This window comes from Micromonospora sp. NPDC053740, from assembly GCF_040677775.1.
Taxonomy (GTDB): Bacteria; Actinomycetota; Actinomycetes; order Mycobacteriales; family Micromonosporaceae; genus Micromonospora; species Micromonospora alfalfae.
Map to the genome: position 1 here is coordinate 333,654 of NZ_JBFASO010000006.1, position 12,934 is coordinate 346,587.

At 71.8% G+C, this 12,934-nt stretch carries 13 protein-coding genes; 10 read left to right on the top strand and 3 right to left on the bottom strand.

The genetic code is table 11. The features are described 5' to 3' along the window. Positions 1-321: 321 nt before the first annotated feature. Positions 322-1,050, bottom strand: a complete 729-nt coding sequence (locus AB0K35_RS18680; protein WP_238671996.1) for a D-Ala-D-Ala carboxypeptidase family metallohydrolase — start codon at positions 1,048-1,050, stop codon at positions 322-324. A gap of 177 nt (positions 1,051-1,227) precedes the next feature. Here AB0K35_RS18680 and AB0K35_RS18685 point away from each other — a divergent pair, with 177 nt between their 5' ends. After that, complete coding sequence (locus AB0K35_RS18685; protein WP_181518504.1) at positions 1,228-1,740, top strand: HIT domain-containing protein; 513 nt, start codon at positions 1,228-1,230, stop codon at positions 1,738-1,740. A 49-nt stretch (positions 1,741-1,789) separates the two neighbouring features. On the opposite strand, the gene AB0K35_RS18690 is transcribed toward AB0K35_RS18685, so the two are convergent. Next, positions 1,790-2,272 (bottom strand): hypothetical protein, encoded by a 483-nt coding sequence (locus tag AB0K35_RS18690; protein WP_238671997.1) that lies wholly within the window; start codon positions 2,270-2,272, stop codon positions 1,790-1,792. A 98-nt stretch (positions 2,273-2,370) separates the two neighbouring features. Here AB0K35_RS18690 and AB0K35_RS18695 point away from each other — a divergent pair, with 98 nt between their 5' ends. After that, positions 2,371-3,429, top strand: a complete 1,059-nt coding sequence (locus AB0K35_RS18695) for an aldo/keto reductase (protein WP_357361333.1) — start codon at positions 2,371-2,373, stop codon at positions 3,427-3,429. Between the two features lie 192 nt (positions 3,430-3,621). Here AB0K35_RS18695 and AB0K35_RS18700 read toward each other — a convergent pair whose 3' ends face one another. Then, positions 3,622-5,778, bottom strand: coding sequence for an elongation factor G-like protein EF-G2 (locus AB0K35_RS18700; protein WP_363886503.1), 2,157 nt, complete (start codon positions 5,776-5,778; stop codon positions 3,622-3,624). A 249-nt stretch (positions 5,779-6,027) separates the two neighbouring features. Between AB0K35_RS18700 and pgsA the strand changes: the two genes are divergently transcribed. From pgsA to AB0K35_RS18740, 8 genes are all read left to right on the top strand, one after another. Beyond that, positions 6,028-6,657: a phosphatidylinositol phosphate synthase gene (pgsA, locus tag AB0K35_RS18705; RefSeq protein WP_238670803.1), complete on the top strand. Its 630-nt coding sequence runs from the start codon at positions 6,028-6,030 to the stop codon at positions 6,655-6,657. 46 nt (positions 6,658-6,703) lie between these two features. After that, a complete protein-coding gene (locus tag AB0K35_RS18710; RefSeq protein ID WP_238670802.1) occupies positions 6,704-7,636 on the top strand; it encodes a phosphatidylinositol mannoside acyltransferase in 933 nt (310 codons plus the stop codon). A gap of 16 nt (positions 7,637-7,652) precedes the next feature. Then, positions 7,653-8,813: a glycosyltransferase family 4 protein gene (locus AB0K35_RS18715; RefSeq protein ID WP_238670801.1), complete on the top strand. Its 1,161-nt coding sequence runs from the start codon at positions 7,653-7,655 to the stop codon at positions 8,811-8,813. 81 nt (positions 8,814-8,894) lie between these two features. Continuing rightward, positions 8,895-9,398, top strand: a complete 504-nt coding sequence (locus AB0K35_RS18720; protein ID WP_238670800.1) for a hypothetical protein — start codon at positions 8,895-8,897, stop codon at positions 9,396-9,398. 159 nt (positions 9,399-9,557) lie between these two features. Beyond that, positions 9,558-10,475 carry a pyridoxal 5'-phosphate synthase lyase subunit PdxS gene (pdxS, locus tag AB0K35_RS18725; protein WP_091401733.1) on the top strand — a complete coding sequence of 306 codons (918 nt, stop codon included), beginning with the start codon at positions 9,558-9,560 and terminating at the stop codon, positions 10,473-10,475. Positions 10,476-10,518: 43 nt separating this feature from the next. After that, on the top strand, positions 10,519-11,124 hold the full coding sequence (pdxT, locus tag AB0K35_RS18730) for a pyridoxal 5'-phosphate synthase glutaminase subunit PdxT (protein ID WP_238670799.1): 606 nt from the start codon (positions 10,519-10,521) through the stop codon (positions 11,122-11,124). 283 nt (positions 11,125-11,407) lie between these two features. Further along, positions 11,408-12,160, top strand: coding sequence for a YebC/PmpR family DNA-binding transcriptional regulator (locus AB0K35_RS18735; RefSeq protein WP_124771632.1), 753 nt, complete (start codon positions 11,408-11,410; stop codon positions 12,158-12,160). A 151-nt stretch (positions 12,161-12,311) separates the two neighbouring features. Beyond that, complete coding sequence (locus AB0K35_RS18740) at positions 12,312-12,926, top strand: DUF402 domain-containing protein (RefSeq protein WP_238670798.1); 615 nt, start codon at positions 12,312-12,314, stop codon at positions 12,924-12,926. Positions 12,927-12,934 lie beyond the last annotated feature (8 nt).

Genomic DNA, 12,934 nt, shown 5'->3' on the forward strand with positions numbered 1-12,934 from the left:
AACCCGCCCGCGGCTCGCCCGCAACCCGCTCGACGGGGCCCGCTCGACGGGGCCCGCTCGCGGCCCGCGCGGCGCTCGCGCCCTGCATGATCGCGCTCGATCCAGGAAGTAGTGGCCTCCCCGGTGGGGGAAGCCACTACTTCCATGTTCGAGCGCGATCTTCGCCAGGAAGGAGGTGGCGCGAGAGCGCGGCGTCCGGAGGCAGCGCCGGGAGCGCGACGTCCGGAGGCAGCGCGGGGAGCGCTGCGCCGGGGGGTAGCGCCGGGAGCGCGGCGCCCGGAGGTGGCGCGAGGGTGCTGCGCCCGGGAGCGGTGGCGGGTGTCAGATGCCGCAGTTCGGCGCTGACCAGCCTCCGACCGCTGCCACGTGGGTGTGGTCGTTGTGATCGGGGTAGCCGGGGCCGAGGATCTGCCCGAAGCCGTGGTTGCGGGCCTGCTGCGCCAGCCGGCAGAACGACGGGGAGCCGACCAGGTCCACCCCGTCGCCGTACAGGTGTCTGCTGTTCGACGCTCCGCCGACGGCGCTGTTGCAGGCGTAGCTGCGGAAGCTGCTGCTGATCGCGATGGTCACGTCGCCGAGGGCGTGGCGCATGGCCTGGAGTTTCCACATCGAGACGAGCGCGTTGAACCGGGCGGTGCTTGCCGAGACCGCGCCGCCGGACCAGTCGCTGTTGCACTTGTTCAGTTCGGGGTAGCTGAAGTTGGCCGGGGTGCAGTCGTCGTCCTGGAGGGCGTAGAGCCGGTTGAACGTCTGTGGGCCGGCGATGCCGTCGGCGGGCAGCCCGTACGCCTGCTGGAAGCGGATCACCGCCGATCGGGTGGCTGGGCCGTACGCGCCGTCGAGGGTGAGCACCGCGCCGTAGCCGGGGTAGCCGGCGACCCGGATCTGGAGTTGCCGGACGTCCTCGCCGGATGCCCCCTGGGACAGGGTGCGTCCCCAGGTGTAGCAGCCGTCCGCCTGGGCCGCGCCGGCGGTGACTGTGACGCCGGCCACTGTAGTGGCGGCGGTCAACGCCAGTGCCGCGAGGAATCTGCCGAGCCGTCGGAACATGGAGCCCTCCATCAATGCATGGAAGTACGTGGATGCATGGAAGTTTCATGCTTCGACTTTGATCCGTCAAGAACTTGCAGTCCCGGGTTACCCGAAAGGCGGGTGTCGCGGCCTGCCCCCGGGGCTCCGTAGGATCGGCTCGTGACAGGGGCGGAACGGCACACGGACAGTGACGGCATGGCGGACGGCCTGGAGCGGCTCTGGACGCCGCACCGGATGACCTACATCTCCGGCGAGGACCGCCCGGCCGAGGGCTACGAGAAGCCCACCGGGTGCCCCTTCTGCCGGGGGCCGCAGCTGCCTCCGGAGGAGAGCCTGGTGGTGGCCCGGGGCGAGCACGTCTTCGTGGTGCTCAACCTCTACCCGTACAACCCGGGGCACCTGCTGGTCTGCCCCTACCGGCACGTCGCCGACTACACCGACCTGGACGTGCCGGAGACCACCGAGCTGGCGTCGTACACCCAGACCGCCATGCGGGTGATCCGCAAGGTCAGCAACGCCCACGGCTTCAACCTGGGCATGAACCAGGGCGGGGTGGCCGGCGCCGGCATCGCCGCGCACCTGCACCAGCACGTGGTGCCCCGCTGGGGCGGCGACGCGAACTTCATGCCGGTCATCGGCCGCACCAAGGTCCTGCCGCAGTTGCTCGGCGACACCCGCGACCTGCTCGCCCGCGCCTGGCCGTCCTGACCGCCGCCGGCCGCGCCGCGCCGGTCGCGCGACCCGCGCACCGGTCCGGCTAGTCGGCGCGCAACAACGGCGTCAGCTCCGACCAGCTCTCCACCCGGTGTACGCGGGGCAGCAGCGCGGCGTGCGCGGCGACCTCGGCCTTTCGGGGCCGGAACAGGAAGCGGTGCGGCACCGAGTCGAGATAGCCGAGCACCTCAAGCTTGTCGTCCACGAAGTGGGTCAGGTCGAGGCGGCTGGCGATCGGCGCCTTGTCCGGTCGGGTGCGGCAGAAGTGCACCCGCTCCACCGGGACGCCGGTGCGCGCCGGAAAGTCGTGGTGGGCCAGCCACTCCCGGGTGCGCCGCTCGGTGGCCTCCCCGCACTTGGACACCAGGTGCACCTCGTCGAACGCCGGGCCGAGCGCCGCGAGCGCGTCGAACGCCCCGACGACGGCCGGGGTACGCAGGTAGTGCGCGCCGAAGAACGAGGTGTCCGCGTCGTCGTCGGCCGGCTCGATGATCACTCCGCCGATGTCCACTCCGAGCCGTCGCATGGCGTTGATCATGCCGGACCGTGACCGTCTCCGTGCACCCGAGTGTCCGCCCGCGGATCTGCTACGCCCCGGCCCGTCGAAGGTGGCACGATCGGCCGATGGCAGTCACGACACGGGTGTTGGGGCGCAGCGGCATCGAGGTCAGCGCCCTCGGCATGGGGTGCTGGGCGATCGGCGGACCCTGGGCGGAGGGCACTCAGCCACTGGGCTGGGGCGCTGTCGACGACGACGAGTCGGTGCGGGCGGTACGCCGGGCACTCGATCTGGGGATCACCCTCTTCGACACCGCCGACACGTACGGGGCCGGGCACGGTGAGCGGGTGCTCGGTCGGGCGCTCGCCGGCCGCCGCGACGACGCCGTGATCGCCACCAAGTGGGGTTACACCTTCGACGAGGCGAGCCGGCAGGCCACCGGCGAGGACGCGTCGCCCGGGTACCTGCGCAGTGCCGTGACCGCCTCACTGCGCCGGTTGAACACCGACCGGATCGACCTCTATCAGCTGCACCTGGCCGAGCTGTCGGTGCCGAGGGCGCAGGCGCTGATCGGGACCTGCGAGGACCTGGTGGCCGAGGGCCTGATCCGCGCGTACGGGTGGAGCACCGACCGCACCGACCGGGCTGCCGCGTTCGGGCACGCCGCCGCCGGTGCCACCGCCGTGCAGCACGCCCTGTCGGTGCTGCGCGACGCACCCGAGCTGCTCGCCGTCTGCGACAAGTACGACCTGGCCAGCGTCAACCGGGGTCCGCTCGGGATGGGGCTGCTCACCGGCAAGTACACGGCCGGGTCGACGTTGCCCCGCGACGACGTACGCGGGCTGGCCCCGGGCTGGTTGGAGTGGTTCCGGGGTGGCCGGCCGGCACCGGAGTGGCTGCGTCGGGTCGGCGCGGTTCGTGCCGCGCTCACCGCCGACGGGCGCACCCTCGCCCAGGGCGCGTTGGGCTGGATCTGGGCGCGCAGCGGTCGCACCATTCCGATCCCGGGCTGTCGTACGGTCGCCCAGGTCGAGGAGAACGCCGCCGCGCTGCACCGGGGCCCGCTGCCGGCGGACCAGTTCGTCGAGGTGGAGCGTCAGCTCGCCGCCGTACGCACCGCAGCCCTCCGCGACGCCGATCGCCCCCACTGGCCCCGCCCCACCCACCCCACAGTCCACCCATAGCCCTCCCCGCGTGCCCCCTCCTGCGTCGATCATGGAAGGGCGGGCCAACCCTCGCCGATCTTGCACTTTCTGCGGGGACTTATGCCGTGAGAGCGACATAAGGACGACCGAAAGTGCAAGATCGCCGGGGCGGGGCGGGGCGGGGCGGGGCGGGGCGGGGCGGGGCGGGGCGGGGCGGGGCGGGGTTGGGGGTTAGGGGAGTTGTTCCTTGCGGGTCTGGTCGGCCAGGTGGGCGGGCATGGGGTCGTGGCGGACGAAGTGACGGCGGAAGGTGCCGGTGCCGGCCGTCATGGAGCGCAGCTCGACGGCGTACCGAAGCAGTTCGGTGGCCGGCACTTCGGCGCGGACGAGGGTGCGGCCCTCGGTGTCCTGGTCCGGTTCGGTGCCGAGCACCCGGCCGCGTCGGCCGGACAGGTCGCCCAGCACGGTGCCCACCGAACCGTCCGGAACCCTGATGGTGACCTCGTCGATCGGCTCCAGCAGGGCCGGCTGGCCACGCTCGGCGGCGTCGCGCAGCGCCAGCGCGCCAGCGGTCTGGAAGGCCGCGTCGGAGGAGTCGACGCTGTGCGACTTGCCGTCGACCAGGGTCACCCGCAGGTCCACCACGGGGTGCCCGGCGACCAGCCCGCGCTCCAGTTGGGCGCGGACGCCCTTCTCCACGGAGGGGATGTAGTTGTGCGGCACCGCACCGCCGACCACCCGGTCGACGAACTCGAAGCCACTGCCGCGGGGTAGCGGCTCGACCTCGATGTCGCAGACCGCGTACTGGCCGTGGCCGCCGGATTGCTTGACGTGGCGGCCGTGTCCCTTCGCGGGCACTGTCAGGGTCTCGCGCAGCGACACCTTGACCGGCTCGGTGTCCAGTTCGACACCGCCGGCGCGCAGCCGGTCGAGCACCACGTCAGCGTGCGCCTCACCCATGCACCAGAGCACCAGTTGGTGGGTCTCCTGGTTGCGGTCCAGCCGCAGCGTGGGGTCGCCGGCGACCAGACGGGCGAGGTTGCGGGCCAGGGCATCCTCGTCGGCGCGGCTGCGGGCGGCGATCGCCACCGGCAGCAGCGGCTCCGGCATCTCCCAGGGGGCGATCAGCAGCGGGTCGTCAGTGGTCGAGATGGTGTCGCCGGTCTCGGCGCTGCCCGACTTGGTGATCGCGCAGATGTCACCGGCGACGCAGAGCGACACCTCACGCAGTGTGGCGCCCAGCGGGGTGTAGATGTGCCCGACCCGCTCGTCGGCGTCGTGGTCGGGGTGCCCGCGTTCGGCCATGCCGTGCCCGCAGACGTGCACCGTCTGGTCGGGGCGCAGCGTGCCGGAGAAGACCCGGACCAGCGAGACCCGACCGACGTGGCGGTCGACTGTGGTCTTGACGACCTCGGCGACCAGCGGCCCGGCCGGGTCGCAGTTCAGCGGCGGACGCGGCGAGCCGTCCACGCCGGTCACCGCCGGCAGCTCGTGTTCCAGCGGCGACGGGAACGCGGCGGTCAGCACCTCCAGCAGCACATCCAGCCCGACGCCGGTCTGGGCGCAGACCGGCACCACCGGGTAGAAGTGCCCCCGGGCGACTGCCTTCTCCAGGTCGTCGATGAGCACCTCGGTGCTGATCTCCTCACCGTCGAGGTAGCGGTCCATGAGGGTCTCGTCCTCGCTCTCGGCGATGATCCCCTCGATCAGCTCGTCGCGGGACTCGTCGATGGCCCGCTGGTGCTCCGGGTCCGGGTCGCGGACGTCGGCGGGGAGCCCGGCGCTGTAGTCGAAGACCCGACGGGTGATCAGGCCCAGCAGCCCTTCGGTGGAGACCCCGTCGTCGCCGAGCATCGGCAGGTAGAGGGGCATCACGTTGTCACCGAAGAGGCGCTGGCAGAGCGCCACCGTCTCGTCGACGTCGGCGCGGGGTTGGTCCAGTCGGGCCACCGCGACAGCGCGGGGCATGTCGACAGCTGCGCACTCCTCCCACAGCGCGACGGTGGCCGCGTCCATGCCGCCCGCCGCGGAGACCACGAAGAGCGCGGCGTCGGCGGCTCGCAGCCCGGCGCGCAGCTCGCCGATGAAGTCGGCGTACCCGGGGGTGTCCAGCAGGTTGACCTTGATGCCGTTGTGCAGCAGTGGCGCGCAGGACAGGCTGACCGAGCGCTGCTGGCGTACGGCGGCGGGGTCGTGGTCGCCGACGGTGGTGCCGTCGACGACGGTGCCGGCGCGGCCGATCGTGCCGGTCGCCGCGAGCAGGGCCTCGACCAGTGTGGTCTTGCCCGCCCCGGAATGCCCGACGAGCACCACGTTGCGAACCCGCTCGGGCTCGGTCACCACTGGCGTGCCGCCGGTGGGACCTTTGTCGTGACTCTTCTGCGCCATGGGGCGCACCTCCCTCAGCCGGTGGTGGTGGCGACCGCCGCGCGACGGGTAGCGGCCCGGGGCGAGTGCGCGGCGATATCCTCCGGTGGTCTGCTGCACAGCGGGAACGGGACGGGTGGACGGGTGAGCTGGCTCACCTCCCGACCCGATCTCACACCCGTTGCCGGGTAGGCACAAGCCTCCCCCGGGCGGGTCGGCGGTACCGTCCGTATCGCCGGAGCTGGGCGGACCGTTATCGTGGGGACCGCCATGGCGAAGATCTTCCAAGTGTCGGCCCGCGCGGGGATGACCCGCGTCGTCGAGCCGATTGCCCGCGCCCTGCTGCGCGCGGGCGTCACCCCCAATGCCGTCACTGTCGCGGGCACCGTTGGTGTGCTCGTCGGCGCGCTCGGCTTCGGTGCCCGCGGCCACCTGGTCGCGGGCGCGCTGATTGTCACCCTGTTCGCGCTCACCGACCTGCTCGACGGGACGATGGCCCGGATGAGCGGCGGCTCCACCAGGTTCGGCGCGTTCCTCGACTCAAGCATGGACCGGGTAGCCGACAGCGCCGTCTTCGGCGCTGTCGCGTACTGGCTGGCCACGCAGGGCGACCACTCCGGGGTGGCCGCCGCGTTGGTCTGCCTGGCCGTCGGAGGCCTCGTCTCCTACGTCAAGGCCCGCGCCGAAGGGCTCGGCATGACCTGCAACGTGGGCATCGCCGAGCGCACCGAACGACTGCTGATCGTCGGGGTCGGCGGCATCCTCACCGGTGTCGGCGTCGATCCGGCCCTGGAGATCGCGCTCTGGCTGCTCGCCGCCGTGTCGATCTTCACGGTGGGGCAGCGGATGGCGCACGTCTACCGTCAGGCCCAGCAGCTCCAGCCGGACGGCCAGGCATGAGTGCCGTGCCGGTGCCCCGGCGTCTGACGACCGGCGGCCGAGTCGCGTGAACCTCACCGAGCTGGGCTACATCGCCGGGTGGCGGGTGGTCCGCGCGCTACCCCGGCCGGTGGTGGCGGCGGCGTTCCAGGCGGGCGCGGACCGCGCCCATCGCCGCCCCAACGGGGGTACGGCCCGACTGCGCGCGAACCTGCGTCGGGTGGTCGGCCCGGAGCTGTCCGAGGCCGAGCTGGACGATCTCGTCAAGCGCGGGTTGCGCTCGTACGCCAGGTACTGGATGGAGGCGTTCCGGCTGCCCGGGTTGAGCCGGTCGCAGATCCTGTCCAATTTCCGGCTCGACGGCGCCGAGCTGCTCGCCGCTGACGTGGCCGCCGGCCGGGGCGCGGTGGTGGCCCTGCCGCACGCCGGCAACTGGGACGCCGCGGGTGCCTGGGTGGCGGCCACCGGTTGGCCGATCACCACTGTCATGGAACGGCTCAAGCCGGAGGGCGTGTACCGGCGTTTCATGGCCTTCCGCGCTGAGCTGGGCATGGAGATCCTGCCGACCCACGGTGGGCCGCGTCCGGCGTTCGACGTGCTGCTGGACCGGCTTCGGGCCGGCGCGGTGGTGCCGTTGCTGGCCGACCGTGATCTCTCCGCCCGGGGGGTGGAGGTGGACTTCTTCGGCGCGAAGACCCGGATGCCCGCCGGGCCGGCGCTGCTCGCGTTGCACACCGGCGCGCCGCTCTACGTGGCCTCGATGTGGTACGAACCGGACGCCGCCTGTGCGTCGCTGGCTGGCCCGCTGCCGGTGCCCGGCCCCGAGGCGGGGCCACTGGACCAGCGGGTCCGGTCGCTGACCCAGCTGATCGCCGACCGTCTGGCCGCGGGTATCGCCCGGCATCCGGAAGACTGGCACATGTTGCAGCGGATGTGGCTGGACCAGGCGAGGTCGGGGGCGGGCGCGGCGCTGCCCTCGTCGGCCTCCGGCCCGGCCTGAGGAGGTGGGCTGACAGATGCGGATCGGCATCGTGTGCCCGTACTCCTTCGACGTGCCCGGCGGGGTGCAGAACCACGTCATGGACCTCGCCGAGGCGCTGATCGCGCTGGGCCACGAGGTGAGCGTGCTCGCGCCGGCCGACGAGGATTCGCCGCTGCCGGAGTACGTGGTGTCCGCCGGGCGGGCAGTTCCGCTGCCGTACAACGGTTCGGTGGCCCGGATCGCGTTCGGCCCGGTGTCGACCGCCCGGGTACGGCGGTGGATCACCAACGGTGACTTCGACGTGCTGCACGTGCACGAGCCGCTCACGCTGAGCCTGTCGCTGCTGGCCGTGCTCTCCGCCCGTGGCCCGGTGGTGGCCACGTTCCACACCGCGATGACCCGTTCGCGGGTCCTCGCCGCCGCGCAGGGTGTGCTCCAGATCGTGTTGGAGCGGATCACGGCCCGGATCGCTGTGAGCGCGCTGGCCCGCAAGGTGCAGGTCGAGCACATGGACGGCGGGGCGGTGGAGATCCCCAACGGGGTGGCGGTGGCCAAGTTCGCCGACGCCGAGCCGTTGCCGGGCTGGCCGGGGGAGTGCGCGGCCGGCACCGGCGGCACGCTCGGCTTCCTGGGCCGGTTCACCGAGGCACGCAAGGGCTTCCCGGTGCTGCGCGACGCGTTCGTGGCGTTGGCCGCCACCCGGCCCGGTCTGCGGTTGCTCGTCGCCGGCCCGGGTGACCCCGACGACCTGTACGACCAGTTCCCGGCCGAACTGCACGAGCGGATCACGTTCCTCGGCCTGGTCAGCGAAGCGGACAAGGCGCGCATGCTGCGCAGTGTGCACCTCTACGTCGCACCGAACACCGGTGGTGAGTCGTTCGGCATGATCCTCACCGAGGCCCTCGCCGCGGGTACGACTGTCGTCGCCAGTGATCTGGACGCCTTCCGGCGGGTGCTCGACGGTGGGCGGGCCGGTCGGCTCTTCCCCACCGGCGATCCGGTGGGGCTGCGTGCCGTGCTGGCCGAGCTGCTGGACGACCCGGCCGGGCGGGCCACGCTGAGCGCCTGCGGCGATCAGGTGGTGGCGAATTTCGACTGGCCGGTGGTTGCCCGCCGCGTTCTGGAGGTATACGCAGCGGCGATCGAGGCAACCGACGGGCGGGTCATCGACCAGGAATGGGTGGGGCTGGGCTGAGCCGGTGTGACGGATGGTGCGGTGGTGACCGGCGGGACCGGTTCGGCCGCGCCCAATCGGACGAAACGGAGCAGCACTACGATGCCGCACATGTGGTGGGTGGTGGCCGCGATCGTGGTCGTGGGGCTGGTCGCGGCGTACCTCATCTGGACCGCCGGCCGGGTCGAGCGACTACAGGGCCGCGCGGAGCTGGCGGCCCGAGCCCTCGACGCCCACCTGTTGCGCCGCGCGGCGGCGGCCGCGGTCCTGGCTGAGCGGCGCTTCGGCGTCGAGCTGTACGCGGCGGCCCGGATCGCCCTGGACGCCAGCCCGGACGAGCGGGAGGCCGCGGAGAACGACCTCACCCGGCAGTTGCGCGGCGTCCAGTTGGATTCGGGCGACCCGGACTGTGCGGCGGTCATCGCCGCGAGTCGTCGGCTCGCGTTGTCCCGGCAGGTGCACACCGATCTGGTCCGCGACGCCCGCTCGGCGCGCAGCCGGCCGCTGGTGCGCCTGTTGCGGATGGGGCGGGGCCGGGAGTGGCCGCGCTACTTCGACATCGACGACCCGACCCTCGTCGTGCCGGCGGACGTCCCCGCCGCCTGACCTCCGAGGGTCGCCGCCTGCTCCCGGACGGTCCGGGCGGGCTGGTGACCACTGCCACAGTGCAGGCCACCGGGGGTCTGATTGGCTGTCGGCGCGGTGTTGAACCGCGCGTAGCATTTTCGCTGCCACCCCCAGAGCATGTCCAAGGAGCGATGACCCGTGCCCGAAAACACCGCGTCGAACACCGGTACCGCCCCCGTCGTCGGCACCGCCCGCGTGAAGCGTGGCATGGCCGAGATGCTCAAGGGCGGCGTGATCATGGATGTCGTCAACGCCGAGCAGGCCAAGATCGCTGAGGACGCCGGCGCCGTCGCGGTGATGGCCCTGGAGCGGGTGCCCGCCGACATCCGCGCGCAGGGCGGAGTGTCCCGGATGAGCGACCCCGACATGATCGACGGGATCATCGAGGCGGTCTCCATCCCGGTGATGGCCAAGGCCCGCATCGGCCACTTCGTCGAGGCGCAGATCCTCCAGTCGCTCGGCGTGGACTACGTCGACGAGTCCGAGGTGCTGACCCCTGCCGACTACGCGAACCACATCGACAAGTGGGCGTTCACAGTGCCCTTCGTCTGTGGCGCGACCAACCTGGGCGAGGCGCTGCGCCGGATCACCGAGGGCGCGGCGATGATCCGCTCCAAGGGCGAGGCGGGCACCGGTGACGTCTCCAACGCCACCACCCACATGCGCAAGATCCGTCAGGAGATCCGTCGGTTGGCCTCGCTGCCGACCGACGAGCTGTACGTCGCGGCCAAGGAGTTGCAGGCCCCGTACGAGCTGGTCAAGGAGGTCGCCGAGAGCGGCAAGCTGCCGGTGGTGCTGTTCACCGCGGGCGGGATCGCCACGCCGGCCGACGCGGCGATGATGATGCAGCTCGGCGCGGAGGGCGTCTTCGTCGGTTCCGGCATCTTCAAGGCGGGCAACCCGGCTCAGCGGGCCGCCGCGATCGTCAAGGCGACCACCTTCCACGACGACCCGGACGTGCTGGCCAAGGTGTCCCGGGGCCTCGGCGAGGCGATGGTCGGCATCAACGTCGACGAGATCCCGCAGCCGCACCGCCTGGCCGAGCGCGGTTGGTGAGCGCTCTTTCCGGACGGCGGACGCGGAGGGGAACGGTGCGACAATGACGGCACCCGTGATCGGTGTGCTCGCGCTCCAGGGCGACGTTCGCGAGCACGTGGCGGCGCTGGCCGCGGCGGGCGCGGACGCCCGCCCGGTCCGCCGTCCGGCGGAGCTGGACGTGGTTGACGGCCTGGTCATCCCGGGCGGCGAGTCCACCACGATGAGCAAGCTCGCCGACATCTTCGAGATGCGCGAGCCGATCGACAAGCGGATCGCCGACGGCATGCCGGTCTACGGCTCCTGCGCCGGAATGATCATGTTGGCGACCGAGGTGCTCGACGGTCGACCCGATCAGCGGGGTTTCGCGGGCATCGACATGACCGTGCGGCGCAACGCCTTCGGCCGGCAGGTCGACTCGTTCGAGGCCCCGGTGACCGTCGTCGGGGTGCCGGGCGAGCCGTTCCACGCGGTGTTCATCCGCGCGCCGTGGGTCGAGCGGGTCGGTGCCGGCGTCGAGGTCATCGGGGTGGTGTCCGACGGTCCGGCCGCCGACCGGATCGTGGCGGTGCGACAGGGCAACCTGGTGGCCACCTCGTTCCACCCGGAGCTCACCGGCGACGTGCGGGTCCACGCGTACTTCGTGGACCTGGTCCGCGCCGTGTGTTGAACGGCGGCCGACCGCGCCGGGCTGTCCATGATGCTCGCCGCGGTGGTGGCTTCGTCCGGGGTTTTTTGTCCCGTCTGCCCTGGTCCGTCGGGGCCGGGCGGTAGTGCCGTGCGCGGTGCATGACAGGGACCGGGGGGACGTCGGTAGGATTGCGGAGATTCGGCAGGGCCATCTGCCCGCCACTGCTTCCACCAGAGCTGACCGGCACCTCCGCGTGCGCCGGCGGGAGCAGGGCGTGAGCGGTGCGGTCGATGCAGACGGCGGGTAGCAACGGAGGTAGAAGATGTCCGGCCACTCAAAGTGGGCGACGACCAAGCACAAGAAGGCCGTCATCGACGCCAAGCGCGGCAAGATGTTCGCCAAGCTGATCAAGAACGTCGAGGTGGCCGCGCGGACCGGCGGCGGTGACCCCTCCGGTAACCCGACGCTCTTCGACGCCATCCAGAAGGCGAAGAAGAGTTCGGTGCCGAACGACAACATCGATCGCGCCGTCAAGCGCGGCTCCGGCCTGGAGGCCGGCGGCGCCGACTGGCAGACGATCATGTATGAGGGGTACGGCCCGAGCGGCGTCGCCATGCTCATCGAGTGCCTCACCGACAACCGCAACCGCGCGGCGACCGAGGTACGGACCGCGCTGACCCGCAACGGTGGCTCGCTCGCCGACGCCGGCTCGGTGTCGTACATGTTCTCCCGCAAGGGCGTGGTGATCGTCCCCAAGGAGGGCACCAGCGAGGACGACGTGATGCTGGCCGTCCTGGACGCCGGCGCCGAAGAGGTCAACGACATCGGCGAGGCGTACGAGGTGGTCTCCGAGCCGACCGACCTGATCCCGGTGCGCACGGCGTTGCAGGACGCCGGCATCGAGTACGAGTCGGCCGAGTCCTCCCTGATCCCCAGCGTCAACGTGCCGCTGGACGAAGAGGGCGCCCGCAAGATCTTCAAACTGATCGACGTCCTTGAGGACTGTGACGACGTCCAGAACGTCTACGCCAACTTCGACGTCAGCGACGACGTGATGGCGGCGGTCGACGCCTGACCCCGCACCGCCCCCGCCCCGCCTCACCCCGCCGCGATCTTGCACTTTCTGACCCGACAGACCGGGTCATCGCGGGGCATATCCTCAACAGAAAGTGCAAGATCGCGGCCGGGGGGCGGGGCTGTGGCGGCGAGTGAGGAGGGGGTGCGGGGTGGAGCGGTTTGCGGCTGGGGACACTGTGGTGCGGCGTGAGGTGTTGCGGGGTGAGGTCTGGTTCGGCTGCCCGACGATCTGCGTCGAGGATTCGCCCGACCTGCTCGCCCTCTACCTCCCACCGGGGGCCGAGTTCGGCTTCCCGGACACTGGCGTCTTCCCCTGCGGGCGGCACCCGTGGGAGGTCAACGGGCACCGCTCCTGGTCCGGGCACGGCAAGCTGATGCTGCAACGCCCCGGTGAGGCGCACTCGATCGACGTGTTCTGGACCGGGCCGGGGCGCGACTTCGCCGGCTGGTACTTCAACCTCCAGGACCCGGTGCGGCGTACCCCGATCGGTGTGGACACCCTGGACCACGAGCTGGACCTGTGGTGGGCCGCGGACGCCGACCGGTACGTCTGGAAGGACGTGGAGATGTTCGCCCAGCGCCTCGTCGAGGGGCGCTACCCGGGCATGGCGGACGCCATCCAGGCCGAGGGTGACCGGATCGCCGCCCTGCTCGATGGCGGTGAGCGCTGGTGGGACCCGTCGTGGGCCACCTGGCAGCCCGACCCCGACTGGACGGCGCCCCCGCTGCCCGCCGGCTGGGATCAGGTGCCACCCGCCCGCTGAGCGGCGCC

Bases quoted from the DNA above. Each gene is read 5' to 3' on its own strand.
- AB0K35_RS18680 (WP_238671996.1), bottom strand. From the start codon at position 1,050: ATGTTCCGACGGCTCGGCAGATTCCTCGCGGCACTGGCGTTGACCGCC.
- AB0K35_RS18685 (WP_181518504.1), top strand. From the start codon at position 1,228: ATGGCGGACGGCCTGGAGCGGCTCTGGACGCCGCACCGGATGACCTAC.
- AB0K35_RS18690 (WP_238671997.1), bottom strand. From the start codon at position 2,272: ATGCGACGGCTCGGAGTGGACATCGGCGGAGTGATCATCGAGCCGGCC.
- AB0K35_RS18695 (WP_357361333.1), top strand. From the start codon at position 2,371: ATGGCAGTCACGACACGGGTGTTGGGGCGCAGCGGCATCGAGGTCAGC.
- AB0K35_RS18700 (WP_363886503.1), bottom strand. From the start codon at position 5,778: ATGGCGCAGAAGAGTCACGACAAAGGTCCCACCGGCGGCACGCCAGTG.
- pgsA (WP_238670803.1), top strand. From the start codon at position 6,028: ATGGCGAAGATCTTCCAAGTGTCGGCCCGCGCGGGGATGACCCGCGTC.
- AB0K35_RS18715 (WP_238670801.1), top strand. From the start codon at position 7,653: ATGCGGATCGGCATCGTGTGCCCGTACTCCTTCGACGTGCCCGGCGGG.
- AB0K35_RS18720 (WP_238670800.1), top strand. From the start codon at position 8,895: ATGCCGCACATGTGGTGGGTGGTGGCCGCGATCGTGGTCGTGGGGCTG.
- pdxT (WP_238670799.1), top strand. From the start codon at position 10,519: ATGACGGCACCCGTGATCGGTGTGCTCGCGCTCCAGGGCGACGTTCGC.
- AB0K35_RS18735 (WP_124771632.1), top strand. From the start codon at position 11,408: ATGTCCGGCCACTCAAAGTGGGCGACGACCAAGCACAAGAAGGCCGTC.